Source organism: Plantibacter sp. MDV22-iso1, from assembly GCF_058408345.1.
Genome location: NZ_JBZVDY010000002.1, coordinates 40,936 through 66,539, shown reverse-complemented (window position 1 = coordinate 66,539; position 25,604 = coordinate 40,936). Strand labels below are relative to the sequence as shown.

Genomic DNA, 25,604 nt, shown 5'->3' with positions numbered 1-25,604 from the left:
GTTGAAACGGGTCAGTTCGAGAACTGGTCGAGGATCTCGCCATAGCGGGTGATCTCGTCCGGTGCGGTCTTGTCGGTCCAGCCGGAGAGGCCGACGAGGTCGAACATGACCTGCTTCGCCGCATCGGAGGAGTCCGCGTAGCCCGCCATGAGCTTGGTGAGCTGCTTCGTGAGGTCGGCCGGGAGCGACTTCGAGACCGCGACGCCGCCGTTGGGGATCATCTCGGTGTAGGCGAACGCGACGACCTTGTCGGCGACGTCGGGCGCCTCCTTGAGGACGGTCGTGCGCGCGTCCCAGTAGCCGAACGAGACCTCGGCGTCGCCGTTGTAGACGGAGAGGACCGCGTTGTTGTTGCCCTCGACCGGCACCTGGGTGATGTCGGCGTCGGTGTCGATGCCGGCGTCACGCATGGCGACCACGGGGTACTGGTACCCGGCGGGCGAGGTCGCGGCCTGCAGGGCGACCTTGGTGCCCTTCGAGATCTTGTCGAGGGCCTTCAGCGCGGCCGGCCCGGAGCCGGTCGCAGCGTCGGCGCCGGGCTCGATGCCGTTGCAGTACGAGAGCGGGGTGTCGCTTGCTGCGTAGGTGACCATGACCGGAGCCTCGGCGCAGTACTTGTCGGGGTTGTTCGTGTAGGCGACCGACGCGTACGAGGTGGCGCCGAAGCGGACGTCGCGCAGGACGAGGTTCGCGTCGTAGCGTTCGGTCGCGTTGTAGAGCGAGCCGGCGTCGGTGATGATGACCTGTGCCTGGTCGCTGCCGAGGGCCTCGACGGTCGCGGCGTAGTCGGTCGCGACGACCCCGTTGACCTCGATGCCGAGGTTCTCCGAGAGGTAGCTGGTGAGCGGGTCGAGTGCTTCGGCGAGGTCCTCGCCCTCCACCGACGGCACGAGGGAGATGGTGATGGAGTCGGGCCAGGACGCCGTGCCCGTCGCCGACGGGGAGGAGGCGGCGGGGCTGCAGCCGGCGAGGGCGAGGGCGGCGACGGCCGCGACGCCGGTGAGGAGCAGGGTCTTGCGCATGTTCGGGGTGCCTTTCGAGGGTGGAGGGTGGTCAGGAGGCGGACGGAGCGGGACTGGAGGTCGGGGAGGCGTCGGGGAGGCGCGATGCGGCTGCGGCCCACGCGATGATCTGGTCGTACAGATCGGCGAGCGAGCGCCCACGCATCGTGGCGGTGGCCGTCGAGCGCTCGAAGGTCGCGCCGACGAGGGCGGTGTCGGCGCCCAGTTCGGCGGCGGGAGCGAGGTCGTTCTCGACGATGTCGCCGACGGCGAGGACGGGGCCGGCGGCGAGCGCGTCGCGGATGAGCGGGACGAGGCCTGCCGGCTTCCCGACGGTGAAGTGCACGGCGTCGAACGCCTCGGCGACGCCCCAGGACTGGAGGACGGCCGTGATGCCGTCGCCGGGGGCGTTCGTGGCCAGGACGAGTCGGGCGTGGGCGCCCAGCGTCTCGAGGAATGCGGGCAGGCCCTCGGGGGAGTCGACCGCCGCCTCGCTCGAGCCGAGCAGAGCGCGCGAGTCGTCGTAGGACGCGCCGATGACGTCGGCACCGACGCCGGCTTCGCGGGCGATCCGGGTCACGGCGTCGTAGCCGTCGCGGGCGTCGGTCTCGCCGTTCGAGAACGCGGCGAGGGCGGCCTCGGCGCGCATCGCGAACTCGGAATCGCCGGTGCGCTCGGCGATGGCGCGGGCGAAGGCCGTGATCGGCCCGTCGCCGAGGGCGAGGGTGCCGTCGAAATCGAAGAGGATGGTGGGGGCCACAGGCGCTCCTTCTGAGCGGGTCGTTCACACGGCCGCTCCTGCGGACGCTGCGTCCATCATGGATGGCGAGTGTGGACGCAATCACCATGGCGGGTGAACGGCGGGTGAATTCACCGACGCACGAGCCGCCTATGCTGTGGTGCTGTGATGATGACGGAGCTCGCGCGACGAGCAGAGACCGAACCCTCGACCGTGCTCGAGGAGCACTCCTGGTTGGGTGCGGCGATCGACGACGACACGGCGGCCCGCCGGTTCGCCTCCTGGGGAGCGTCGACCGTCATCGACGAGCACACGGGTGGGCCGGTGATCCCTCGTGTGCTCTTCGAGGCGCTCCATGCGCGCGCCGACCTCACCGCGGTCTGGCCGGTCGGGAACGCCGGGCTCCTCCACGTCTACGGCTACCTGCTCTCGTCGGTCCCGACGCCCTACGGGTTGAAGCGCGACCGCTGGCTGGACGGAGCGCTCGCACGCGCGTTCGGGCTCCCCGACGACGAGTTCGTCCCGTGGGCCCGTGCGTCGTCCCTGCTGTCGCGGGTGACGGCGGCCGCGCAGGACCTGCTCGCACGACCGGCACGGACTGCCGACGGCCCGTCCGGTCGGATGCGTCTGGCGCTCGGCGACCCGACGGAGACCGACGCCGTCGCGCTCGCGTACGGCATCGACGAGCGCCTGATCACGACCTTCCCGGTCGCCTCCGGAGCAGCGGTGCTGGAGGAGTGGGACGCCGACCCCGACCGTCCCCGGTGGAACGCTGCTGTCGAACGCTGACGTGGATCAGGCGTCGGAGGATCCTCGGCGGGCGTCGCCGCGACGTACGGATCGCACGCCGGATCGGCGGAGGCGCCCGGCGACGAGACCGGCCAGCTCCATGGCGAGGACGTAGCTCACGACGCGGACCGCGAGCAGCACGATGACGAGCACCGGCGAGACGAGGTCGGGTGAGATCACCGCGAAGGACAATGCCCAGATCGTGACGCCGCCGGCCGCCGCAGCAAGCCAGGTCGTGGTGCGGGCGGGGTGACGGCGGCGCGCGAGCACCAGGTCGATCGCCGCGGCCGGAACGACGAGCGCGACGATGATCGCGGGGCCGAGGGCCGTGACGGGCAGTGCGAGGAGCCCGGTGACGGCTGCGGTGAGCGCCGTCGCACCGGGGACGCCCGTCCAGCGCCTGGCGAGCATCGGCATCACCATCGTGACGGCGGCGATCGCGGCGTAGAGCACGGGGTTGAGCACCGCGGCGGTCGAGGTCAGCGGGCTGACGAGGAAGAGGATGACGGCACCGACGGCGCCGAAGGCCGCACAACGCAGCAGGGTCGTGGTGGTCGCGGATCTCATGGCCTCAACAGGGTAGTGGTGGTGGCAGGACGACGGGCGAGCCGAGCCCGAAGGCCCGACCCGCCCGATCGGTCAGGTCCGGGTCAGCGCCCGGTGACGAGGCGGCGTCGGATGACGAGCCCGGTACCGAGCAGCAGCAGGACCGCCGCCCCGACCACCAGCGGTGCCACGGTCGTTCCGGTCGAGGCGAGCACCGGACCCGGCGTGCTCACGATGGCCGTGGACGGACCGGAGGCGAACGACTCGCCGCCCGGCGTCACGCCGGTCCCGAAGGCGGTGTTGCGGATCGAGCCCGCGTTCAGGTCCGCCTGGGTGACCGTGTAGGTCGCGGTGCAGACGACCTGGAGCCCGGGGGTGAGGAGCGCCGTGCCCGTCGGGCAGGTGATCGCGGAGAGCGTCCCGGTACCGGTGAAGTCACCTTCCTGGACCGCGACGTCACGCAGCGTGACGTTACCGGTGTTCGTCACCTGGAACGAGTAGGTGATGACCTGTCCCGCAGTCGTGGCCCGCTCGACGTCGGCCGTCTTGACCACCGAGAGACCGGGGACGGGCGGCGACGGGATCGTGACCTCGGACGGCGGCGAGACCGGCGGGACACCGTTCACGCTGTTCGGCGGCGTCGCCGTCGCGGTCGCCGAGTTCGTGATCAGGCCCGCGTCGACGTCGGCCTGCACGACCGTGTAGGTGGCCTCGCAGGTGATCGTCGCGCCCGGTGCCAACGAAGCGGCTTCGGCGGGGCAGACGACGTCGGACAGCTCGCCGGCGCCGGAGAACTCCCCTTCCACCACCGTCGGGTTCGTCAGCGTGACGTTCCCGGTGTTGGTGAGGAGGAAGGAGTAGGTGACGACCTGGCCGACCGCGAGGCCGCCTTGGGCCACTGCATCGGCCGACTTCACGACCGTGATGGCGGGTGTCGCCGGGAACGCGACCGTGGTCTCCGACGGCGGCGAGACCGGGGGCGTGCCACCGTCCGGCGGGGTGCCGGTCGCGGTCGCGCTGTTCGTGACCGATCCCGCGTCGACGTCGGCCTGGGTCACCGTGTAGGTGGCCTCGCAGGTGACGGTCGCCGCCGGGGCGAGCGAGCCTGCCGCGGGCGGGCAGACGACCTGGGACAGCTCACCGGTCCCGGTGAAGTCGCCCTCGACGATCTGGACGTCGGCGAGCGTGACGTTGCCGGTGTTGGTGACGAGGAACGAGTAGGTGACGTCCTCACCGGCGTTCGCGACCGTGGTCGGCGTCGCGGACTTCGCCACCGTGATGGCGGGCGCTGCCGGGAACGCGACCGTGGTCTCCGACGGCGGTGAGACCGGGGGAGTGCCGCCTGCCGGCGGGGTGCCGGTCGCGGTCGCGGAGTTGGTCACGGAGCCGGCGTCGACGTCGGCCTGCGTGACCCTGTAGCTCGCTTCGCAGGTGACGGTCGCCGCCGGGGCGAGCGAGCCGGCCGCGGCCGGGCACACCACGTCGGAGAGCTCGCCGGTGCCGGTGAACTCGCCCTCGATGATCGAGACGTCGGTCAGGGTGACGTTGCCGGTGTTGGTGACGAGGAACGAGTAGGTGACGTCCTCGCCGGCGTTCGCGACCGTGGTCGGCGTCGCCGACTTCGCGACGGTGAGCGCCGGGGCCTGGGCCACGCCCGGGATGGTGACCTCCGACGGCGGTGAGACCGGCGGCCGGCCCTGCGGAGGTGTCCCGGTCGCGGTGGCCGAGTTGGAGACGGTACCGGCGTCGATGTCGGCCTGCGTCATCGTGTACGTGGCTTCGCAGGTCACCGCCGCCGCGGGCGCGAGCGAGGCGGCTCCCGCCGGGCAGACGACGTCGGAGAGGTCACCGGTCCCGGTGAACGTGCCCTCGTCGACCTGGACGTCGGTGAGCGTGACGTTGCCGGTGTTGGTGACGAGGAAGGAGTAGGTGATCTCGTCGCCGACGGCGTACTCCGCCGCAGCGGGGGACGCGGACTTCACGACGGTGATCGCGGGAGCCTGCGGCACGAACTCGACCGTGGCGTCGGCCGGCGGGTTGAGGCCCACGCTCGTGATGTTGTCGGGCCCGTTCGTGAACGTCCCGGCGACGGGCGACGTGACCTCGACGGTCACGGCGCAGGAGGTCATGCCCTGGCTGAGGTTCCCGGAGACGTCGATCGACGAGCCGCCCTCGGGCGCGGTGACGACACCCGACGGGCAGGTGGTCGACGCGTCGCCGTCGGCGATCGTCAGGCCGGCGGGCAGCGCGTCCGTGAAGGACCAGCCGTTCTTCGCCGCGAGTTCGTCGGTGTTGGTGATCGTGAGGGTCAGCGTGGACGTCTCACCGGCGACGACGCTCGCCGGGCTGAACGACTTGTCCAACTGCGGGGAGACGTCGAGCACCTGGATGTTGTCGAAGGCGTGGTCGTTGCCGGCCGTGCCGCCACCGGTCAGGTTGCGGGCGACGATGCCGACGGTCGCCCCGGGCAGCAGGACCGCTCCCGGCGAGACGTAGGTGCCGACACGGACGTTCTCGGCCCCGGCCGCGCCGGTGGCCGGTGCGGTGACGGACCGGGAGCCGGCTGCGGTACAGCCGTTGACGGCCCCGACGGAGTGCGCGCCGCCCTGGTCGTCGGTGAGGAAGAACTCGAGGACGGGCTGCTGCGACGCGTTGCAGGACACCGCGGCGAGATCCACCGAGGTCGTGAGGTACCGGCCGGCGCTCGTGAGCGCGATCGGGTCGACGGTCGCGAACTCGACCGCGTTCGGCGGGTTCATCGTGAGGGTCTGCTGCGAGGTCCAGGCACTCACGGAGTGGTTGGCCGTGTCGCCGGCGCCGAGGGCCCAGGCGAGCTGCCGCGTGCGCCCTTCACCGGACGCCGACGCCGCGAGGCACTGCGGCTCCGCGGACGAGGCGAAGCTCGTGATGTTCCCGTTGCACTGGGTGTGGTCGCGCCAGGAGGCGTCCGCGGTGTACCGCGTGCCGTCGGCTCCGACGTAGTCCTCGAGGTACGTCGGCGACGTCACGCCGTTCTCGAAGTCCTCGGAGTAGACCACCGAGCCCGACTGCGGCGTCCCCGGCGTCCCTGGCAGCGCCTGCGCGCTCGACCCGACCCCGACGATCGAGAGCGCCGACAGGACGGTCACCCCGATGATCCCCATGGAGGCGCGACCGGCGGACGGAGCCCCCCACCGGCTCCGCCACCGTGCGCGGTGACTCCTTCGACCCGTGTGCTGCTGCATGTGTGTCGCCTTCCCCGTGAAGCGGCGGTGCGCCCGCCGAAAACCTGGCCCCAGCTGCGGGGCCGAGGATCAGTAGAGCGGCAACCCCGACGCGGTCCGGGTGGATCGGCCAAAGACCACCCCGCATCCTGCCCCGGGTGTTCCCCGACAGGTGGCGGTCACTTAGGGTTGACCCGTGCACACCGGTTGGAAGAGGTACTTTCCCTCCCTCGGGGCGGGGTTCCTCCACCCCACGGACGTCGCCCCGGTCACCCGTCTCCTCACCACGGCCATCCAGGAGGAGGACTGGGACACGGTCGTCTCGGTGATCGAGTACGAGTGGGGGATCCTCATGGCGCTCGACCTCGCGACGCTCGACCGCGCGCTGCAGGCACTCCCGGTGCGCGTGCTCTCGAACCACCCCATCGTCTTCGCCGTCCGGGAGATCCGCCTCAACATCCGTGGGGAGACCGACGCACTCGACCAGTCGGTGGGGCGGTTCCAGCTCCCGACTGATCCCGACGACATCCGTGACCGCGCCCGCTCCGAGCTCGCGCGCATCAGCCTGAGTGCATCGACGGCGTTCATGATCGCCTACCGCGTGCACGGCCGGCACCAGCGGGCGTTAGACTACGCGCGGATCACCGAGGAGCTCGCTCGCCGAGCCCGCGTGCACCGCCCGACCGAGTTCGCGCCCCGCGTCCCCACCGCCCTGCTGCAGGTGGGGATCACGAAACTGCTCGTGGGAGACCTCCACGAGGCGAGCCTCGTGCTGCGTGAGGCGTACGAGCTCCGGCACGAGTCCTGGGACGGCCGGAACGGTGGGGACGCCTCCGGCAAGCTCGCCCTGCTCTACGCGGTGCGCGGCGAGATCGTGGAGGCGGACCGCTGGCTCGAGCGCCACGACGACGGGGGCGGCGCGCACGGGTGGATGGTGCCCCTGGTCCAACTGTCGGGGTCCATCGCCCGCGCCTTGATCGCCATCGCCCGCGTCGACCGTGCGGCGGCGGAGGCCGCGCTCGCGACGCTGGAGCTCCAGGTCAACCGTGAGCGGTCCTGGGCCCCGTTCATCACCTACGCGCAAGCGCAGCACGCACTCCTGTGGGGCGATCGACGGGCGGCGCTGCAGCTCATCGAGCGCACCCGCGTGTTCGCCGGTCGCAGCCTGCGTCATGCCGGATCGGAGCGACTCCTCGACGCCGTGGAAGCGTCACTCCTCCTCGCCCTCGACCGCCCGACGGAGGCCAGCGTCCTCCTCGACGGTCGTGACCGGAACGCCCACACCGCGGCGGTCGCCTCGCGGCTCGCGCTCCTGACCGACCGCAAACCCCTCGCGCGGGAACTCGCCACCGCCGGGCTCGCGGAGGAGCACATCGACGCCGGTGCGCAGACGGAGCTGCTCATCACCTCGGCGCTCGCCGACGACTCGGACGAGGACGGTCGGCGGCATCTCCTCCAGGCGATCGCCACGACGGCGCGGACCGGGATGCTCACGCCCTTCGTGGTCGCGCCGCGCAGGCCGCTCCGACACCTCCTCGGCACGATGTCGCCCAGCGAGACCCATGCGCGGATCGAGCGGACGCTCGCCTCGAGTCCCGAGCCGACGCCGGAGACCGTGCAGCTCGTGGAGCTCACCGCCACCGAGCGCCGGATCCTGCAGCTCTCCGCGGAGGGCCGGACCCGGCAGGACATCGCACTAGCGCTGTACGTGTCCGCGAACACGGTGAAGTTCCACTTCCGGAACGTCTACCGGAAGCTCGGCGTCGACTCCCGCGAGGACGCGCTGGCCACCGCGCGGCGGTTGGGGTTGCTCCCGACCGAGCGGTGAACGTCACTGGTCGCCACGTCGCCGGAGTCTTCAGCGGATAGGACATCGCCTCGCGGTTCGCAAGCCCCCATCCGCTCGCACCGCCTCCGCCGAAGCTGGTCTGAGTGGCCGCGACCCGCGGCCCGGGAGAGGAGCACCATGACGGAGATCACCGCACACCACGGCCTGCTGAAGGACACGAAGCTGCACGTCGACGACACCGGTGGCACGGGACGCCCGGTCGTCCTCATCCACGGTTGGCCGCTGTCCGGTGCGTCGTGGAAGGAACAGGTCCCGGCTTTCGAGGCCGCAGGCTACCGCGTCATCACCTACGACCGCCGCGGCTTCGGTCGCAGCGACAAGCCGCTCACCGGTTACGGCTACGACCGGCTCACCGACGACCTGCAGGCGGTGCTCGAAGCGCTCGACCTGCGCGACGTGACGCTCGTCGGGTTCTCGATGGGTGGCGGTGAGGTCGCCCGGTACTTCAGCCGCCACGGTTCGGAGCGCATCCACAGCGCGGTCTTCGCCTCCGCGGTTCCGCCGTACCTGCTGCAGACGGCCGGAAACCCTGACGGGCCCCTCCCGGTCTCCGAGGCCGCGAAGATGACGGCCGGGCTCACGGCGGATCAGGACGCGTTCTACGACCAGTTCACGACCGACTTCTTCTCAGTGGACGGCGAGCTGAAGGTCACAGAGGAGCAGCGTCAGGAGGCCCTCGCGCTCGCGCACCAGGCGTTCAAGCCCGCCGCACTCGAGGCCATGGCGTCGTTCGCGAACACCGACTTCCGCGACGACCTGCCGAACGTCACCGTCCCGACCCTCGTCATCCACGGCGACAGCGATGCGACCGTCCCCTTCGAGGGCTCCGGTGCACGGACGCACGCGGCGATCCCGTCGTCGACGCTGTACGTCGTCGAGGGTGCGCCGCACGGCGTCAACGTCAGCCACGCGGAGGAATGGAACCGGGCCGTCCTGGACTTCCTCGCGAAGTAGGTCCGGCAACCGCATGCGGTGACGCGCGGCGCACCCAGCGCTGCGCGTCACCGCGTCTCCGGGTCAGCGGGACGCCGACACGCCGCCCGCGACGGGGAGGGCCAGCGACCAGGCGTCGGCTCGCACGGTCGCATCGTGCCGCACGGCGTACCGCTCGCCATCGGCCGGATACGCGCGGAAGGTCCGAGCGGGGTGCCCGGTGTGGTGGATCTCGACGATGGACGCGTCGATGAGGATCCGGACCTCGTCGCCTTCGATCAGCTCGCCCCGCCAGATCAGCTGCGTGTCCGAGCCCTCCAGCTCGAGGGAGGCCGTGCCTGCGCCTGTGAGTCGCACCTCCGCCTGATCAGGGAGTTCCGCCGCGTCGACGAGCTCGGCACGGAGCCTCGTCAGCTCCCGCGCCGGTATCAGCTCGACCTCGTCGCCGCGGACCACGAGCTCGCGCGGGAACGTCAGCATGCCCGACCACCCCTGCTCGTCGGTGTCCGCCTGCGTCCGGCCACGCACGCCCTCGGGTGCGATCTCCTGGGCCCAGCCCCAGAGCAGTACCCGCTCCGACTGTCCGTCCGAGCCGTCGGACTGCACGGCCTGCGGCGCGTAGAAGCTCGACCCCTCGTCGATGATGCCGGTCCGGCGGGCGCTGAACACGGGTCGCCCGGTGGCGTCGTCGAGCTCCATCGAGCCGAGGACCCAGGCCACCCCGCGGTGCGGACGGCCGTCGAGCCACAGCGAGACCAGCAGCACCCAGTCGTCGCCGACGCGCACGAGCTGGGGGCACTCCCACCCTTCGCACGGAGCGAGCTCCGAGACGACCGGCGCCTCGGCCGTCAGCAGGTACCCCTCCTCGGTCCAGGCGTCGAGGTCGTCGACGCCGTAGAGGAGCAATGCGCCACCGACGTCGGAGCGACCCGCGCCCTGGATCGCCCAGCGGCGCCCACCCAGCTCGAAGACGAACGGGTCGCGCACCATCGTCACGCGCTCATCGGCGGGGAGCGAGGCCGCGACGACACGTTCGCCGCTCCAGTCCTGCGCATCCGCCGAGCCGTGGACGACGACGACCTCCGACAACCCGTGTCGATCACGCGCGCCCGAGTACACGACGGCCGGCCGGCCCTGATCGACGACCCCGACGCCGCTCCAGCAGCCGAAGCCGTCGGTGGTGTTCGGGCGTGGAGCCAGGGCCACCGGGTGTTCCTCCCAGGCGAGCAGGTCCGGCGAGCTCACGTGACCCCAGTGGATGTCCTCGTGCCTGGCCGACCCCGGGTTGTACTGGAAGAAGACGTGCCAGCGACCGTCGACGAACATGATGCCGTTGGGGTCGTTCAACCACCCGGCCTCGGGTCGGGGGTGCAGCAGCGGGAAGCCGCGGTCGAGGACGTGCGTTGCGTGGAGGCCGGTCATGGCTTCCTTTCGGTTCGAGATCGGTCGGATCGAGGGGAGGGCGGTGGTGTCGGTCACTTGCTGACGCCGGCGGTGAGCCCTTCGCGCAGCGGCTTCTGGCCGAAGACGAAGACCAGCGCAGCCGGGATCATGGACAGGACGACACCGGCGAGGACGGTCGCGACCGACCCGGTGCCGAGGTTGCCCTGCAGGGTCACGAGCCCGAGCGGGAGGGTGAAGTTCTGCTCGCTGATCGTGAGGATCAGTGGTCGGAAGAACTCGTTCCAGTGGTAGTTGAACGCGAGGATGCCGACGATCGCGAGGCCCGGGGCGGCGAGCGGCAGGTAGATGCGGAAGAAGATCTTCCACGGTCCCGCCCCGTCGATCTGCGCCGCCTCGGCGAGCTCCGGCGGCAACCCCATGAAGTACTGCCGCATGAGGAAGGTGCCGAACGCCGTCGGGATCATCGGGATGATGAGCGCGAGGAGCGTGTCCGACAGTCCCATGCCGCGGATGAGCATGAACACGGGGACGATCGTCACCTGCATCGGCACCATCATCGTGGCGAGGATCAGTCCGAACAGGATGCGCTTGCCGCCGAAGTCGAAGCGCGCGAACACGTAGCCGGCCATCGCCGCACTGAGCATCTGTCCGGCCGCGATGAGGAGCGTCACCAGTGCGCTGTTCCACGTGTAGAGCAGGATCGGGATCTTCTGGAAGACGTCGATGAACGCGCCCGGGCCGAACTCGGTCTGCCCGGTGGCGACGTTCGCGGGGGTGAGCGCGGTGATGAGCGTCCACACGACGGGCGCGAGCGTGAGGAACGCGGCGATGACGAGGATGAGGAACTTCCCGGCCGTGGCGAGTCGGCGGCGTGATGAGTCGGGGGTGACTGCTGCGATGGACATCTGGGACCTCATCCGTAGAAGACGAAACGCTTGCTCAGTCGGAACTGTGCGGCGGTGACGAGCATGATCAGGAGCGTCAGCACGATGCCGATCGCTGCGGCGAGACCGAAGTCGAGCTGCTGGAACGCGGACTCGTAGATCACCATCACCGCGGTGCGGGTGTCGTCTCCCGGCCCACCGCGCGTGAGGACGTACGGCTGGTCGAAGATCTGCAGGGCGCTGATGATGGCCATGACGGAGGCGACGAGCATGGTCGGGCTCACGAGGGGCAGGGTGACGTTCCGGAACTGGCTCCAGCCGTACGCGCCGTCGAGGGACGACGCCTCGTAGACCTCGCGCGGGATCGCGGCCAGTCCACCGATGAACAGCAGGAAGGTGAAGCCGAAGTTCTGCCACACGTAGACGAGGAGGACGACGATCTTCGCGCCGAACCCGGTCGTCAACCAGCCGATGTTCCCGACGCCGAAGAGTCCGAGGAACTCGTTGACGAGGCCGAACTCCTGGTTGAACAGGTACGACATCACGAGCGACACGGACGCGGCCGACAGCACCAACGGGAAGAACAGTGCGGAGCGGAAGAAGGTACGCAGCCATTCCGGCATCCGCGACTGCACGAGGATCGCGAGCAGGAGGGCGACGGCGAGCTGCAGCGTGACCGCCACCACGACGAAGCCGACCGTGTTCAGGAAGGACACGCGCACCGTGGGGTTGGCGGCGAGGTCGACGAAGTTGCCGACGCCGACGAACTCGGGTGCCGAGATGATGTCCCACCGGAAGAAGGCGAGGACGAACGACCCGATGATCGGGACGAAGCTGAAGAGTCCGAGGCCGATGAGCGTCGGGGCGAGGAACACCCAGACGAGCAGTCGGCTGCCGCGAGGGGCACGCTTCCGGCGTCCGGTCTCGGCCTCGGGCGGGACGACCAGGGCCCGGGTCGCCGTCGGTGACTGCAGTGCCATCATCGTCCCTTCAGTGCGAGCTCGAGGTCCCGCTGCATCGTCTCGAGGCCACGGCGGACGCCGTTCGGGCCGTTCGTGATCGTGCCGACCACGTTCTTGATGAGAGCCGACTCCACGGCAGCCTGCTGGGGTGGCGCGGGCATCGGGCCGGTCGTCGGGAACCGGTCGAGGGTGTCGTAGAAGACCTCCCAGTGCTTCGGGCCGATGTCACCGCCGTACAGCTCGGCGTTGAGCGACCTCCGGGGCAGTGACGAGTCGGGCTGGCTGTGTGCGATCGACATGCCCTCGACGGAGATGCAGTACTTCATCCACTCCCACGCCTCGTCCTTCCGTTCGGAGGTCTGCATCATCGCGTAGCCGCCGGCTCCGAACTGGTGGCGCTGGCCGCGCATCTTCGGGAAGTAGGTGACGTCGTACTCGTCGTCGCCCAGGCCGGCGTCGTTGAGGCCCTTGACCCAGAACCCGCCGGCCGGCGTCATGCCGACCGAGCCGCGGGAGAAGAGCGAGACGAGCTCGTTGCCGCCGCCTTGGGCGGGGTTCGCGGCGATGCCCTCGGAGACCATGCGCTGCAGGACCTCGAAGCTCTCGACGGTGCGGTCGCTGAGTGCGTCGGCGTTCTCCCACAGGTATCCGCCACCACGCGGGGTCTCGTCCGGGTAGAACTTCGACCACATCCAGTCGCCGCCGGGTGCCTTCTCCTCAGTGAGGAAGCTCGTGTCGTTGATGTACAACCAGGGCACGACGCCGCCCCAGAGACGGTTGTTCCAGAAGTACGGCAGGAACGAGCCGGGGGCACTGGCCTGCATGGTGCGGCCGACGGTGAAGAAGTCCTCGACCGACCAGTCGTCGCGCGGGCGCTCGAGGCCGGCCCGCTCGAACGCGGAGGTGTTGTAGTACATGTTCGCCGCGTTGAAGTTGTCGGGCAGTTGGAACAGGTTGCCCTTGTACATGAACGACTCGATGAGCGAGGGGTTCACGTCGTCGAAGTACTCCTGCAGCTCGGCGGCGTCGCGCTGCACGTACTCGTCGATCGGGTGGGCGAGTCGCTCGGCGAACAGCTGCGTGCCCTCCGTGGCGACCGACACGATGTCCGGCGGGGTGCCGGCCGCGACCATCGTGAGGATCTTGGCGAAGAAGTTGCCCCAGTCCTGGCCCTGGATCGCGATGATCCGGACGGGGATGTCGGGGTGCAGCTTCTGGAAGCCGTCCACGAGCGACTGCCGGGCAGCGGCGTCCTGGGCGGTGCCGAAGAGGGCGACGGTGAGGGCGTCGTCACCTCGGCCGGGGATGTCTCCGCCGGTGAGGCGCGGCCAGGAGATGGCCGTGCCCGCCAGACCGAGACCGAGCAGGGCGAGTGCCGCCCTGCGACTCAGATCAACCACGTTGTTGCTCCTGCGAAATCGGGGCCGACCGTTCGCAGGGCGCGGACGATGAGCCGTGAATGGAGGTGCTGAACGGATTCAGCAGACGAAACATAACACAGCTCCGCGCGATATGCTGAACTGATTCAGCAAACCGCACGAGGGAGTGTCATGTCCACGCAACGCCGCCGCACGACCCTCGCGGACGTCGCGGAGCGCGCGGGCATGTCCAAGGCCGCGGTGAGCATGATCATGAACGACCGCCCCGGTTCCCGGCTGTCCGCGGACGCCGTCGAACGGGTACGCGCCGCCGCAGCGGAGCTCGACTACCGCCCGAACCCCGCGGCCCAGGTGCTGCGCCGCGGGAAGACCAGGACGATCGGGTTCATCTCCGACGAGGTCACGCTCACCCGGCACGCCTCGGGGCTCATCGGCGGTGCGCTCGAGGTGTCGAAGGCCCACGACCACACGATGCTCATCGCGGAGACCGAGGGGATCGAAGGTGGTCTCGCCCGCGCCTTCGAGACGATGATCGACCACCGGGTCGACGGCATCCTCATCGGCCTCCTCGGCGCCCGCCTCATCGACCTCCCCGCCACCTCGACCGGTGTCCCCGTCGTCGTGCTCAACGGAGCGTCCTCCTCGGGACACGCGAACGTCCTGCCCGACGAACGTGCGGCCGGGTACGCGGTCGCGAAACGGCTCGTCGACGCGGGCCACAGACGGATCGGCGTGGTCGGCGACCTGCCGCAGGACGTCATCAACGATCCGCGACAGACGGCCACGGTGGCACTCCGCTTCGCAGGCATCGCCGCGGCGTTCGCGGAGGCCGGGATCGAACCTGCTCGGGTCGACATCGTCGAGTGGCAGCCGGAACCCGGTTACGAGGCGACGGCCACGCTCCTCGAGCGCCACCCGGATGTCACGGCCATCCTCGCGGCGAACGACGGCGTCGCCTTCGGTGCCTACCAGGTGCTGCTCGAACAGGGACGTCGGATTCCGCAGGACGTCTCCGTCGTCTCCTTCGACGACGAGATCCTCGCCGGCTACCTGCGCCCGGGCCTCACCACCGCACGGCTGCCCTACCAGGAGATCGGCGCGCTCGGAGCCTCGATGCTCCTCGGTCAGCACGCCCTCGGACACGAGCTGGTCACCATGCCGATCATCGAGCGCGACTCGCTCATCGCCGCGGTGTCGACCGACGCCGGTTGACGCCACCCGAACCCAGGACCCAGCAGAGAGAGATGCCATGCACGCAGCCCCCACGACCGACGTCCTCATCGCCGGCGAGACCCTCATCGACATCGTCCGGCGGCTCGACGGGACGCAGGCGGAGAGTCCCGGCGGCAGCCCGGCGAACGTCGGGATCACCCTCGGTCGGCTGGGCCGCGTCCCGGCCCTGGTGACCCATGTGGGCGACGACGAGCGAGGCGCGGCGATCCGCTCCTGGCTCGACGCGTCCGCGGTGACCCTCGTGTCGGCTCCGACCGGCCGGACCTCCACGGCGCAGGCGACCCTCGACGCCGAAGGCGCGGCCACCTACGAGTTCGACCTCTCGCTCGATCTGGAGGCCTCGGGTGCGCCGGACGCCGCCGTCGTCCACACCGGCTCGATCGCCTCGGTCCTCGAGCCGAGTGCCGACCGCCTCCGCGAGTTGGTCGAGGCGCGTCGTCCCTCGGCGCTCATCACCTACGACCCGAACATCCGGCCGTCGCTCATCGACGACGCGGCCCGCGTCCGTCAGGCGGCGCTCGACTGCATCGCGCGCGCACACGTCGTGAAGGCGAGTGACGAGGACGTCGCGTTCCTGCTGCCCGGTGTGGCGCCGGTCGACGCCGCTCGGGAGTGGGTCGCGGCCGGGCCGGGACTCGTGGTCGTGACGATGGGTGGTGACGGGGCGGTCGCGGTCAGAGGCGGCTCCGTGCTCGAGATCGAGACGCCGCGGGTGCAGGTGGCCGACACCGTCGGTGCCGGCGACACGTTCATGGGTGCGCTGATCGACGGACTGCTGACCGCCGGTATCGCAGGGCCCGGGGCCGAGGAGCAACTTCGTGGGGTGTCCGACGAGGTGCTGCAGCAGCTGCTCGACCGCGCCGCGCGGGCTGCGAGCATCACGGTGTCGCGGCCGGGGGCGAACCCGCCCACCTCGGCGGAACTCGACGCCTGAGGCGCTGGGCGCTGGGCGCCTGAGCCTCAGGACGGCTGGGATGCCGGCGCTCCCGTCCCCGCGAACCGCTCCGACGACACCACCTGCTGGGCCGCCCGACGGAGGGCGAGGATGAGCGGTTCGGTGAGCACGGTGCCGAGCACGATGTACTGCACCGCGAGCTCGGGTGAGTCCGCCGGGATGCCGTCGATCTCGGCTTCGGCGATGCTGCGCGCTGCGTCGACGTAGCGGTCGAGGACTGCGGGTGGCACGGTGAAGCCGGCTCGTTCCAGGGTGTCCAAGGCCCCGGCCAGGCCGGCGAGGAGTCCGGGATCGCACTGCGCCTCGATCCCGCCGAGTCGTTCGTAGAGCTCGAGTGCGCGGGTCGTGTCGACCGGACCGCTCGGGCGTGGGGTGACGGCGGTGTGGGCGACGCCGAGGAGGTCGTAGGGCCCCGCCGGCGGTGAGTCGAGCGCGGCGACGACGTTGCGGGTCTCCGCGATGCTCACGCCGGCGGTGAGCAGCGCGCGGATCACGCGGAGCCGGGACACGTGTGCGTCGCCGTAACTCGCCTGGGTCGCCGAGGTGCGCTCGCCCTCGGGGAGGAGTTGCTCGCGCAGGTAGTACTTGATGGTCGCCACCGGCACCTCGGACACCGCCGCGAGTTCCGAGATCCTCATCCTGTCCTCCTCGTCTGGATAGTGCTACTATCCAACTTGGATAGCGTCACTATCGAACAGGAGCAGTCTATGTCACGCGTCGTCGTCGGCCGAATCACCCATCGTCACGAGGGTGAGCTCGTCGTGTTCCACATCGGAATGACCATCAACCAGTGGTGGCGGGTGGACAAGTGGCTCCCGATCTTCGGTGACATGCCGCGCATGCTGCAGGAGCTCGTGTCCGATCCGGAGTCCGGGCTCCTCGGCTCGCACGTCCTGCTCGGTTCCAGTGGCCCGTACCTCGTCCAGTACTGGTCGTCGATCGACAAGCTCTACGCCTACGCGTCGGCTCCGGCCTCCGCCCATCGGCCCGCCTGGTCGCGCTTCAACAAGCGTGCCCGGTCCGCGCCGAAGGCCGTCGGCGTCTGGCACGAGACGTTCCTCGTCGATCGCGCCGAGAGCATCTACGTGTCGACCCCGTCCATGGGGCTCCCGGCGGCGACCGAGGCGGTGCCCGTCGGGTCGCGGCAGCAGCACGCGCGACAGCGGTTCGCCGACGGCCGGACCTCCGGTCAGCGTTAGCGATCAGCGGTAGCGCGGCGGAACGGCGAACGGCGCGGAGACGAGGGCGGCACCCTGTGGGACCTCGCCCTCGCCGCGCCGGATCGGACCGCGCAGGGCGAGGGTGATCCGCAGGCCGTCGGCGGGATCGTGCGCGGCGTCCGGCTGCTCGAAGCTCAGCGTCGGCGGGTCCTCCGAGGTGCTGTAGCTCAGCAGGATCATGGAGCTCGACCCCGAGGCCCGGAGCCGTGGTCTCGAGAGGCGCACCGAGGCTTCGCGGACCGTCAGGACCTCGTCGCGGTGCAGGATGCGTCCGGGGCCGTTCAGCTCGTTCCCGCCCGCGCGGACCGCGACTTGTGGGCCGGCGAAGCCGACGATCGCGTGATTCATGTCGTCGGGAGCGGCGATGAGTCCGGCGGCGTCACGGAGCTCGACGACCTGCAGTCGCCAGCGGATGCGGCGGTCGACGTCGGTGCTCGTCCAGACGTCTCGCACGCTGCCACGGCCACGGTCGAGTGGTTGCCGGACGAGGTCGGCGAACCGGACGAGCCGGGGCGGGCCCGGGTCGGCCGGTGGTCGTGACGCGACGTCGACGAGGACGAGATGAGCGGGGGTGGCAGCCGGTTCGGGTCCAGCTGCTCCGCGCATCTCGTCCTCGTCGGGTCGGGTCGGGCAGGTCGTTCAGGCCGGTGGATCAGGCCTTGGTGTCGACCAGGACGTACCCCTCTTCACCGTGGACCACGGTGTCGATGCCGGCGATCTCGTCCTCGTTCTTCACGCGGAAGCCGATCGTCTTCTCGATCGCGAAGCCGATGATGAAGGCGAGCACGAAGGAGTAGATGAGGACGGCGAACGCGGCGATCGCCTGGACGAGCAGCTGCGAAGCGTCACCACCCATGAAGAGGCCGGTGCCGTTGGCGAAGAAGCCGAGGTACAGGGTTCCGATGAGGCCACCGACGAGGTGGATACCCACGACGTCGAGCGAGTCGTCGAAGCCGAGCTTGAACTTCAGTTCGATGGCGAGGGCGCACACGACACCGGCCACGAGGCCGAGGACGATGGCCCAGATCGGGTGCAGCGAACCACACGCCGGGGTGATCGCGACGAGACCGGCGACGGCACCCGATGCGGCACCGACCGAGGTCGGCTTGCCGTCCTTGATCTTCTCGACGATGAGCCAGGCGAGCAGGGCTGCTGCCGGCGCCGCGATGGTGTTGACGAACACGAGTGCAGCGGTGCCGTCGGCCGCCAGTTCCGAACCGGCGTTGAAGCCGAACCAGCCGAACCAGAGCAGACCGGCGCCGAGGAGCACGAACGGCGGGTTGTGGGGGACGTGGACGCCCTTCTTGAACCCGACGCGGCGGCCGAGGACGAGCGCGAGGGCGAGGGCTGCAGCACCGGCGTTGATGTGGACCGCGGTGCCACCGGCGAAGTCGATGACGCCGACGCCGAAGACGTCCTGCAGGCCGTGCGTGATCCAACCGCCGTAGGCGAAGCTGCCGTCGTCGGCGAGGCCGAAGTTGAACACCCAGCTCGCGACGGGGAAGTAGACGACGGTCGCCCAGATGCCGGCGAAGATCATCCAGGAGCCGAACTTCGCGCGGTCGGCGATGGCGCCGGAGACGAGGGCGACGGTGATGATCGCGAAGGTGGCCTGGAAGGCGACGAAGGCGAGTGGCGGGTAGGCCGCTCCCTCAGGTGTCTCGAGGGCGGCGGTCAGGCCGATGTTCCCCGTGTCGATCGCCCAGGGGGCGACGGTGCCTTCGGAGCCGGGGAACGCGATCGCGTACCCGTAGAGCACCCAGAGGACGCCGATGAGGCCGAGTGCGCCGAAGCTCATCATCATCATGCTGATGACGCTCTTCGCCTTGACCAGGCCGCCGTAGAAGAACGCGAGCCCTGGTGTCATGAGCAGCACGAGTGCCGCTGATATCAGGATGAACGCTGTGTTTCCTTGATCCATTCGAGGTGCCTCTCCGCAGGGACGCGGCTGGAGCGCGTCGGGTGCGCCCAGCGTGACACCGGCGTGTTTCCGATGGCCTGTGCGCGTGTTTCCGGCACGTTGCGGAATCGGCCGCTGCGTAAACAGCACATGACGGATCGCTCGACGTACAGTGGGGAACGAACGGAAGGGAGCCCTGATGTCGACATCGAGCACACCCGAGGACGGCCCGCAGGTCGTCCGCAACGATGACAGCCACGAGTACGAGATCCGGGTGGGGGAGCGCGTCGCCGGGATCGCCGGGTACCGGGAGGAGCCCGGTCGCATCCTCTTCACCCACACCGAGATCGATCCGGACTTCGGCGGACAGGGGCTCGGCAGCGTCCTCGCCGCTGCGGCACTCGACGATGCGGTCGAGCGAGGACTGACGATCGTCCCGTGCTGCCCCTTCATCCAGGCGTATCTCCGGAAGCATCCCGACTTCAGGGGCGAGGTGTCCTGGCCGGAGTGACCGGTCGTCATCCGGCGTGAGGTGGCCGTTCATCCGGACCGAGCTCCGGAAGCATCCGGACTTCAGTGGCGGGGTGTCCTGGCCCGAGCGACCGGTCGTCACTCGGTGCGTGGCAGCCTGAGCAGGACGGCCTCGCACCGGTGGTCCTGCGAGCTCGCCATGTCCCCGCGGAACCAGAGGAGCGAGACCGTCGAGGGGCCACCGGGTGCGACGATCGGACGCAGGTTGTCGACGTCCGAGTCCTCCGTGAGCGGTGTCCACGTCCAGGTCGCTCCGCCGTCGCCGGTGCGACCGTGGAAGATCTCGTGGTGGGCGAGCGGTTGGTCGTTCCGCGGATCGATCGGCGTCGAGACGTAGAGCGAGTCGAGGTCGTCCGGGTCGATGGCGGCGAGTCCGGTGTAGTCCTGTTCGTGCGGGAGGAGGCCGGGGCCGGCGAGGGCGAGCGGGTGCACCTGCCAGGAGCCGCCGGGTGCGAGGCGGGCGAACAGGAACCGGTGGTCCAGGACAGGCCGGAGGCGTTCGGTCGCCTCGTCCGGATGCGCTGGTCCGTCGTCGGCGCGGGCGGAGACGACGGCGGCCACGGTGCCGTCGGGGGCTCGTCGCACGTCGACGGTCCAGCAGTGGGAGAGTCGGTCGCCGGCCCAGGTGCCGCCGTCGGGCATTCGTGAGCCGGCGGCGACGAGGGTGGTGAGCTCGACCTGCGAGGGTGCGTCGCCACGCAACGGATGCGGGTCGACGACGGCGCCGTCGGTCCGGTGGAGCCCGTCGGCGTCGAGGAAGCCGTGGTAGACGCTGTTGTCGTAGTCGCGCGGGTGGTGGTCGGTGGTGATGAGGTCGATGCGACCGGGGGAGGAGACGTAGCGCGTGTAGCCGTTGACGTAACCGACCTTCGGTCGGGTGAGAAGCTTGCCGGCGTAGGTCCAGGTGTCGCCGTCGTCGTCCGACACGAGCGCGCACTGGTCGTCGTTGACAGCGCGGGCGAAGCAGTACAGGCGGCCGTCGAGTTCGTGGAGGTTCGAGTACGTCACGCCGAGTCCACCGGTGTGGGCGCTCCAGTCGAACGTGTGCTCGGGCCCCCAGTGGCGCGGGTCGTGCGGTTCACTGATGCGCCAGCGGGTGAGGTCGTCGGTCTTGTGGCGGGTGTACATCGCGAGCCAGCGCCCGTCGCGCCGCCGCCAGAGAGCCGGGACGTCGTGATCGTCGGACTCGAGGCGTTCGTGCAGGACGACGATGTCGGCGGTGCCGGTGCTGAGGTCGACGACGGTGACCTCGACGTTGCCGCCGCGCTGCTCGCCGTCGACGCCGCCCGTTGACGCGATCGAGCCGACGACGAGGAGGTTCGATGTGGGATCGACGAGCGCGCGCTCGTCCTGGAACCAACACCAGGCGGCGTTGTCGTTGACGACCATCGGCGTGGTGGAGGTGTCGTTTCGGCGCAGCATCGCGACCTTCCGGGTGGGGTTCCGGACGAGGTTACCGGTGCGAGCGTGCGCCCGGCAAGCGCTTTCCGGGCGGCGGTTCGGCTCGGTGTGCGCTCTGGCCGGCAGCGGGACCGGAAGTGCCCCGCGTGGACCGCTTCCGCTCGCCGAGATGTCCCTACCCGACTGCCCTTCGACAGGCTCAGGGACCGAGTGTGTCTGAACACACTTTTTCCGGTCACCGAGCTTGTCGAAGTGCCCGCGAGAAACCCTTCGACAGGCTCAGGGACCGAAACATCCCGGGTGAACCTCCTCCGGTCACTGAGCTTGTCGAAGTGCCCACGAAGGAGCCTTCGTCGGCGGGGTCAGAATGGTGCGGGATCTGGCTCGGTTCGGTGGTGCTTGCCGTCGGGTGTCGTCCATTCGAGGACTCCGCCCGGTTTGTGGTCGAGGTTCCACCCAGGGAGGTGCTTCATCCGGTGGTGATGTCGACACAGGCAGGCGAGATTCGCGACATCCGTGGTGCCGCCGTCTTCCCACGCGATCGAATGATCGAGATCGCACGCTCTGGCGCGTCTGCCGCAGCCTGGTGCGCGACAGCTGCCGTCCCTCAACCGCACCGCGCGTTGCAGGTCGGCCGGAACGCGGTACTGGTTCCGGCCGACGGAGAGAACCGCACCGGTCTCGGGTTGGACCAGGATCCGGGTGAAGCTGGGCGCGTTCACCGCGATACGCGCTGCGGTCTCGGGGTCGATCGGGCCGTAGCCGTCGAGGGTAGCCGGGGCATCGGAGACGCCGGCCATGCTGAGTGCCGGGACGGTGATCTGCACGGTCGGTGTGATGTGTTCCTGGACCTCGATCGGGTGCGGGAGCACCGGGTTCGATGCGACGTCTTCCGGGGTCACACCGGTCAGGGCGAGGGCCGCGAGCGCGTCGGCCTGGAGTTGTCCGCAGGTGCGGGTGTCACCGGCCTTGCGCGATTCGGCGGCGGTCGCTTCGACTCGCTCGATGATGCCCTGCGCGATCGGCGCGGTGGTGAACAGGTGCACCCAGGCCATGCCGTCGGCGGCCGGCTCGAACTCAACCCGACGGTCGGCCTCAGAGCGGACCGCTCGGGCGGTGATCGATTCCGGATGGAGGCGCTCGCGCAGGACGCGGGCGCGTTGCCGGAGGTACGAGACGGTCGCGCCTTCGGCGACCGGCAGCACCTGCTCGAGGAATACCGCCCGGCCAGCGGCAGGGACGTCGCAGAGCTGGTCCGTGATCACCTGTGCATGCCTCGCCGAGATACGGCCCGCCTCGAGCGACGCCAGCACCGCCGGTGCGTCGTTCACGAGGCGCTCGGCGTCGTTGGTCGCACGCTGGATCGTCCGCTCCGGGATCCGGGTCGCCATCGCGAGGGCCGCACACGTCGACCGGCGAGACAGGGCCTGGCGTTCGGCCGGCGGGAAGATCGCCGGGACCGTGGCGTCCGCGAAGGCATCGGCATAGGCGGCGGAGCGGGCGAGGAGGCGCGCCTTGCGTGCGTCGAGGACGGCCTGCTGCCGGTGGAGGTCCGCCCATTCATCCGAGAACTCCGCGAGACGCGCGGCGTATTCGTCGCTTGCGCGGATCGCGCTGAGCGTGGTCTCGGTCATGGGACGAGTCCACCATGGACCACTGACATTCCAGATGACGAGTCGGGTCGGACGTGGAAGGGTCCTCGTGTGCCCTTCGACAGGCTCAGGGACCGGAGGCCGGAGCGGGTGCTCGGGGCTGGCCGAGGATCACCGAAATGCCGCGGAGCATGCCCGAAGTCGGTCGGTCGCGCAAGTTGTTCTGAGGTGGACATGTGTTATGCCAGGGTCTCATTACCGAGTACCTCGATCGAAAGACACCATGAGTTCCAACGCCACCCCTGACTACCCCGCGACGCCGACGTACAAGCAGCCGTACGCGCCCGCTCCGATCCACGGCGCCGCCTCCCCGGATGACCTGACGCTCCCGCTCTACGGAGCGACGTTCCCGCAGGCGGTCAAGCGCTACCTCCGCAAGTACGCGACCTTCACCGGCCGTGCTTCTCGGAGTGAGTACTGGTGGGTCACGCTGTTCGTCTTCCTTGTCACGCTCATCCCGAGCATCCTGTTCTTCACCGGCGTCCTGATCGGCGCGACATCCGCTGCCGCGCAGCGCGAGGCCGTCGTGTTCGACAGCAGTACCGGCTCTCGGACCTACTACACCCAGCCCGGCATCCTCGAGATCCCCGGGGCTGCTCCGCTGATCCTGACGGGCGTCGTCCTCCTGGGCCTCATCTGGCTGGCGACCATCGTCCCGAACCTGGCCCTCGCTTGGCGCCGTCTCCACGACGCCAACTTCCCCGGCCCGTTCTACTTCTTCTCGCTCATCCCGTCGGTCGGCGGCATCATCCTGCTCGTCCTCTTCCTCCTGCCCTCGAAGCCCGAGGGTCAGCGGTTCGACACCGTGCGCTGAGTCGCAACCCGACGACCGGAACGGGCCGGTGCGGACACGATCGTCCGCACCGGCCCGTTCCCTGTCTCGCCGGACGGGCGTGGACGCCTCAGCCGGCCGCCGCCACGTCGAGCACCCACGTGACGCCGAACCGGTCGGTCACCATGCCGAAGCCGGGGCTCCAGGCGGACGCCGCGAGCTCTTCGACGACCGAACCTCCCACAACGAGTCGGTTCCAGAACACCTCGACCTCCGCGAGCGTCTCGCCACGCACCGCGACGAAGCAGGACTGTCCGGTGACGGTCGCCCCGTGCTCACGGCGGGTCGTTCCGGTGCCGATCAGGGACGCCGCCGGAGCTCCGGGGCTGTCGTACGCCATCACCCGGAAGCCGTCCTCGGATTCGACCTGACCGAAGACGACCAGGTCGGCGCCCGGAGCGTCCTTCGGCATCCCGACGTCGCTGTAGCTCGCGATCGTCGTCCGCCCGCCGAAGACGGACTGGTAGAACTCCAGCGCAGCGCGGGCGTCGCCCTGGAAGTTGAGGTGGGTCGTGGTCGTGATGCTCATGTGTGCTCCTCGAGTCGTGCCGGGCTCCTCCCGGTCGAGCACCACTGTCTCAGGCGTCTAGGACAGATCATGTCCTGCACTCGGACTACGCTCGCACCATGGCCTCACCGACCTCCAGACTCCTGCAGTTGCTCTCGCTCCTGCAGGCACGGCGCGACTGGCCGGGTGCCCTGCTCGCCGACCGGCTGGACGTCAGTCACCGCACGATCCGCCGCGACGTCGACCGGCTCCGCGAGATGGGGTATCGCATCGAGGCCACGATGGGGCCGGACGGCGGGTACCACCTCGACGCCGGGAGCGAACTCCCGCCACTGCTCTTCGACGACGAGCAGATCGTCGCGCTCACCATCGCCCTCCAGACCGCAGCCGTCGCGGGATCCGGGTTCGAGGAGCCGGCGCTCCGAGCACTGACGACCGTGAGACAGGTCCTGCCGTCACGGCTGCGGCATCGACTCGACGCCCTCGAGGTCACCTCGGTGCCCCGCTCAGGCGACGGACCGACCCCGCAGGTGGCCGTGCCGATCCTCCTCGCGCTGTCCGCGGCCATCCGCGCGCGGGAGGTGCTCCGGTTCGGGCGATCCGACGACGACCCGGAACCGCCTCGGCGCGTCGAGCCGCACCACCTGGTCACCTCCCAGGGGCACTGGTACCTCGTGGCCTGGGACCTCGACCGCGACGACTGGCGGATCTTCCGCGCCGACCGCATCGTGCCGAGGACGCCGACCGGACCGCGGTTCCGTCCGCGTGAGGTGCCGGGTGGAGACGTGCAGGCGTTCGTGGCGGCGAGGTTCAAGGGATCCGAGCAGACCGACGCCTGGCCCTGTGTCGGCACCGTCGTGCTCCACCTGCCGTTCGAGGCGGTCCGACCGTTCGTCGGCGACGGCATCGCCGAGCCCCTCGGCCCGGACCGCACGCGCTACACCGCCGGCGCATGGTCGTGGGTGGCGCTCGCCGCCTCCCTGAACCGCTTCGACACCGACATCGACGTCGTCGAGCCGCCCGAGCTCGTCGCCGCGTTCGCGCAGCTCGCGGAGCGCAATGCCGCGACCGCACAGACGGTCAGCCGTGGAGCGCGTCGTCCGGCTGACCGAGACGCACCGCGGTGAACCGGACCGTGAGGCCGGCGCGCGTCGGGGCTGCACAGAACAGCCCCGCCTCGACGTCGGTCTCCGGGTCGAGGTGGGCGACGCGGACCAGTCGCCAGTCCTCGTCGTCCACCCGTGCGCGTACGGTCACGGCGTCACCGTCGCGGCTCGCGCGCACGGTGACCGTTCGTCCGAGCCAGTCGGGGACCGGCGCCACCGACCAGTCGGAGGTCCCGTGCGTCACGACCGCACCGAGCTGGGCGACCCCGTCGGACACCTCGACCCCGGCCTTGATCCACGTCGACTCGGAGGCGCGGAGGAACACGCCGGCTTGATCGAACTGCTCGGAGCCGTCGAGGACGAACGACACCTCGATTGCCGCCCGTCGCTGCATCGGCGCGATCAGCGCGTGCTCCGTGTCGTGGACGAAACCGTACGAGGTGTGCCGCCAGGCGTCACTGCCCTCGACGGCGGTGACGTGCAGGGAACCGTCCGGCTCCGTCGTCACCGCCGCAGGGGCCGTCGTCCAATGTCCGTGTTCGACCAGGTTCTGCAGATCCATCCGTCCATCCTGACG

The 25,604-nt window shown here is 70.0% G+C and carries 24 protein-coding genes; 9 read left to right on the top strand and 15 right to left on the bottom strand.

Annotation, left to right across the window (positions count from 1 at the left end):
* Positions 1-11 precede the first annotated feature (11 nt).
* Positions 12-1,022: a phosphate/phosphite/phosphonate ABC transporter substrate-binding protein gene (gene phnD, locus AC4PMY_RS11050; protein ID WP_121293990.1), complete on the bottom strand. Its 1,011-nt coding sequence runs from the start codon at positions 1,020-1,022 to the stop codon at positions 12-14.
* 31 nt (positions 1,023-1,053) lie between these two features.
* Positions 1,054-1,761 carry an HAD family hydrolase gene (locus AC4PMY_RS11045; RefSeq protein ID WP_071259135.1) on the bottom strand — a complete coding sequence of 236 codons (708 nt, stop codon included), beginning with the start codon at positions 1,759-1,761 and terminating at the stop codon, positions 1,054-1,056.
* Positions 1,762-1,908: 147 nt separating this feature from the next.
* Between AC4PMY_RS11045 and AC4PMY_RS11040 the strand changes: the two genes are divergently transcribed.
* Positions 1,909-2,529 carry a hypothetical protein gene (locus tag AC4PMY_RS11040; RefSeq protein WP_071259138.1) on the top strand — a complete coding sequence of 207 codons (621 nt, stop codon included), beginning with the start codon at positions 1,909-1,911 and terminating at the stop codon, positions 2,527-2,529.
* 6 nt (positions 2,530-2,535) lie between these two features.
* On the opposite strand, the gene AC4PMY_RS11035 is transcribed toward AC4PMY_RS11040, so the two are convergent.
* Positions 2,536-3,096 carry a hypothetical protein gene (locus tag AC4PMY_RS11035; protein ID WP_491622726.1) on the bottom strand — a complete coding sequence of 187 codons (561 nt, stop codon included), beginning with the start codon at positions 3,094-3,096 and terminating at the stop codon, positions 2,536-2,538.
* A gap of 83 nt (positions 3,097-3,179) precedes the next feature.
* Positions 3,180-6,299 (bottom strand): DUF7507 domain-containing protein, encoded by a 3,120-nt coding sequence (locus tag AC4PMY_RS11030; RefSeq protein ID WP_491622725.1) that lies wholly within the window; start codon positions 6,297-6,299, stop codon positions 3,180-3,182.
* A gap of 175 nt (positions 6,300-6,474) precedes the next feature.
* Between AC4PMY_RS11030 and AC4PMY_RS11025 the strand changes: the two genes are divergently transcribed.
* Both AC4PMY_RS11025 and AC4PMY_RS11020 read left to right on the top strand, forming a co-directional pair.
* The gene (locus AC4PMY_RS11025) at positions 6,475-8,106 is read left to right on the top strand and encodes a helix-turn-helix transcriptional regulator (RefSeq protein ID WP_491622724.1); all 1,632 of its coding nucleotides are present in this window, start codon (positions 6,475-6,477) and stop codon (positions 8,104-8,106) included.
* A 138-nt stretch (positions 8,107-8,244) separates the two neighbouring features.
* Positions 8,245-9,081: an alpha/beta fold hydrolase gene (locus tag AC4PMY_RS11020; protein ID WP_491622723.1), complete on the top strand. Its 837-nt coding sequence runs from the start codon at positions 8,245-8,247 to the stop codon at positions 9,079-9,081.
* A gap of 63 nt (positions 9,082-9,144) precedes the next feature.
* Here the strand turns inward: AC4PMY_RS11020 and AC4PMY_RS11015 are convergent, their stop codons facing one another.
* Genes AC4PMY_RS11015 through AC4PMY_RS11000 form a run of 4 tightly spaced genes read right to left on the bottom strand, consistent with a single transcriptional unit; the run spans position 9,145 to position 13,710 of the window.
* Complete coding sequence (locus AC4PMY_RS11015; RefSeq protein ID WP_071259368.1) at positions 9,145-10,482, bottom strand: glycoside hydrolase family 32 protein; 1,338 nt, start codon at positions 10,480-10,482, stop codon at positions 9,145-9,147.
* Between the two features lie 53 nt (positions 10,483-10,535).
* Positions 10,536-11,369, bottom strand: coding sequence for a carbohydrate ABC transporter permease (locus tag AC4PMY_RS11010; RefSeq protein ID WP_491622722.1), 834 nt, complete (start codon positions 11,367-11,369; stop codon positions 10,536-10,538).
* A gap of 8 nt (positions 11,370-11,377) precedes the next feature.
* A complete protein-coding gene (locus AC4PMY_RS11005; RefSeq protein WP_079002957.1) occupies positions 11,378-12,328 on the bottom strand; it encodes a carbohydrate ABC transporter permease in 951 nt (316 codons plus the stop codon).
* Positions 12,328-13,710 carry an extracellular solute-binding protein gene (locus tag AC4PMY_RS11000; protein ID WP_071259152.1) on the bottom strand — a complete coding sequence of 461 codons (1,383 nt, stop codon included), beginning with the start codon at positions 13,708-13,710 and terminating at the stop codon, positions 12,328-12,330. Before AC4PMY_RS11000 ends, AC4PMY_RS11005 begins: the two co-directional genes overlap by 1 nt.
* A gap of 150 nt (positions 13,711-13,860) precedes the next feature.
* Here AC4PMY_RS11000 and AC4PMY_RS10995 point away from each other — a divergent pair, with 150 nt between their 5' ends.
* Together AC4PMY_RS10995 and AC4PMY_RS10990 are read left to right on the top strand one after the other, a co-directional pair.
* Positions 13,861-14,901 (top strand): LacI family DNA-binding transcriptional regulator, encoded by a 1,041-nt coding sequence (locus tag AC4PMY_RS10995; protein WP_064294696.1) that lies wholly within the window; start codon positions 13,861-13,863, stop codon positions 14,899-14,901.
* A 37-nt stretch (positions 14,902-14,938) separates the two neighbouring features.
* A complete protein-coding gene (locus tag AC4PMY_RS10990) occupies positions 14,939-15,856 on the top strand; it encodes a carbohydrate kinase family protein (RefSeq protein ID WP_071259155.1) in 918 nt (305 codons plus the stop codon).
* A 26-nt stretch (positions 15,857-15,882) separates the two neighbouring features.
* Here the strand turns inward: AC4PMY_RS10990 and AC4PMY_RS10985 are convergent, their stop codons facing one another.
* Positions 15,883-16,515 carry a MerR family transcriptional regulator gene (locus AC4PMY_RS10985; RefSeq protein WP_491622721.1) on the bottom strand — a complete coding sequence of 211 codons (633 nt, stop codon included), beginning with the start codon at positions 16,513-16,515 and terminating at the stop codon, positions 15,883-15,885.
* Positions 16,516-16,584: 69 nt separating this feature from the next.
* Here AC4PMY_RS10985 and AC4PMY_RS10980 point away from each other — a divergent pair, with 69 nt between their 5' ends.
* Positions 16,585-17,076 (top strand): DUF4188 domain-containing protein, encoded by a 492-nt coding sequence (locus AC4PMY_RS10980; protein WP_071259160.1) that lies wholly within the window; start codon positions 16,585-16,587, stop codon positions 17,074-17,076.
* Between the two features lie 3 nt (positions 17,077-17,079).
* Here AC4PMY_RS10980 and AC4PMY_RS10975 read toward each other — a convergent pair whose 3' ends face one another.
* Both AC4PMY_RS10975 and AC4PMY_RS10970 read right to left on the bottom strand, forming a co-directional pair.
* Positions 17,080-17,703 (bottom strand): hypothetical protein, encoded by a 624-nt coding sequence (locus tag AC4PMY_RS10975; protein WP_071259162.1) that lies wholly within the window; start codon positions 17,701-17,703, stop codon positions 17,080-17,082.
* 46 nt (positions 17,704-17,749) lie between these two features.
* Positions 17,750-19,018, bottom strand: a complete 1,269-nt coding sequence (locus tag AC4PMY_RS10970) for an ammonium transporter (RefSeq protein WP_064294702.1) — start codon at positions 19,016-19,018, stop codon at positions 17,750-17,752.
* Positions 19,019-19,196: 178 nt separating this feature from the next.
* Between AC4PMY_RS10970 and AC4PMY_RS10965 the strand changes: the two genes are divergently transcribed.
* Complete coding sequence (locus AC4PMY_RS10965; protein ID WP_071259164.1) at positions 19,197-19,508, top strand: GNAT family N-acetyltransferase; 312 nt, start codon at positions 19,197-19,199, stop codon at positions 19,506-19,508.
* Positions 19,509-19,606: 98 nt separating this feature from the next.
* Here the strand turns inward: AC4PMY_RS10965 and AC4PMY_RS10960 are convergent, their stop codons facing one another.
* Both AC4PMY_RS10960 and AC4PMY_RS10955 read right to left on the bottom strand, forming a co-directional pair.
* Positions 19,607-20,950, bottom strand: coding sequence for a BNR-4 repeat-containing protein (locus AC4PMY_RS10960; RefSeq protein WP_491622720.1), 1,344 nt, complete (start codon positions 20,948-20,950; stop codon positions 19,607-19,609).
* A gap of 341 nt (positions 20,951-21,291) precedes the next feature.
* A complete protein-coding gene (locus AC4PMY_RS10955) occupies positions 21,292-22,563 on the bottom strand; it encodes an HNH endonuclease signature motif containing protein (protein ID WP_491622719.1) in 1,272 nt (423 codons plus the stop codon).
* A 241-nt stretch (positions 22,564-22,804) separates the two neighbouring features.
* On the opposite strand from AC4PMY_RS10955, the gene AC4PMY_RS10950 reads away from it, so the two are divergent.
* A complete protein-coding gene (locus tag AC4PMY_RS10950) occupies positions 22,805-23,395 on the top strand; it encodes a DUF805 domain-containing protein (RefSeq protein ID WP_071259173.1) in 591 nt (196 codons plus the stop codon).
* Between the two features lie 88 nt (positions 23,396-23,483).
* Here the strand turns inward: AC4PMY_RS10950 and AC4PMY_RS10945 are convergent, their stop codons facing one another.
* Positions 23,484-23,942, bottom strand: a complete 459-nt coding sequence (locus tag AC4PMY_RS10945) for a VOC family protein (RefSeq protein ID WP_071259176.1) — start codon at positions 23,940-23,942, stop codon at positions 23,484-23,486.
* 98 nt (positions 23,943-24,040) lie between these two features.
* On the opposite strand from AC4PMY_RS10945, the gene AC4PMY_RS10940 reads away from it, so the two are divergent.
* Positions 24,041-25,048, top strand: coding sequence for a helix-turn-helix transcriptional regulator (locus tag AC4PMY_RS10940; protein ID WP_064294707.1), 1,008 nt, complete (start codon positions 24,041-24,043; stop codon positions 25,046-25,048).
* Here AC4PMY_RS10940 and AC4PMY_RS10935 read toward each other — a convergent pair.
* The gene (locus AC4PMY_RS10935) at positions 25,002-25,589 is read right to left on the bottom strand and encodes a DUF1349 domain-containing protein (RefSeq protein ID WP_491622718.1); all 588 of its coding nucleotides are present in this window, start codon (positions 25,587-25,589) and stop codon (positions 25,002-25,004) included. The two genes, AC4PMY_RS10940 and AC4PMY_RS10935, sit on opposite strands and share 47 nt — an antisense overlap.
* Positions 25,590-25,604: the final 15 nt, after the last annotated feature.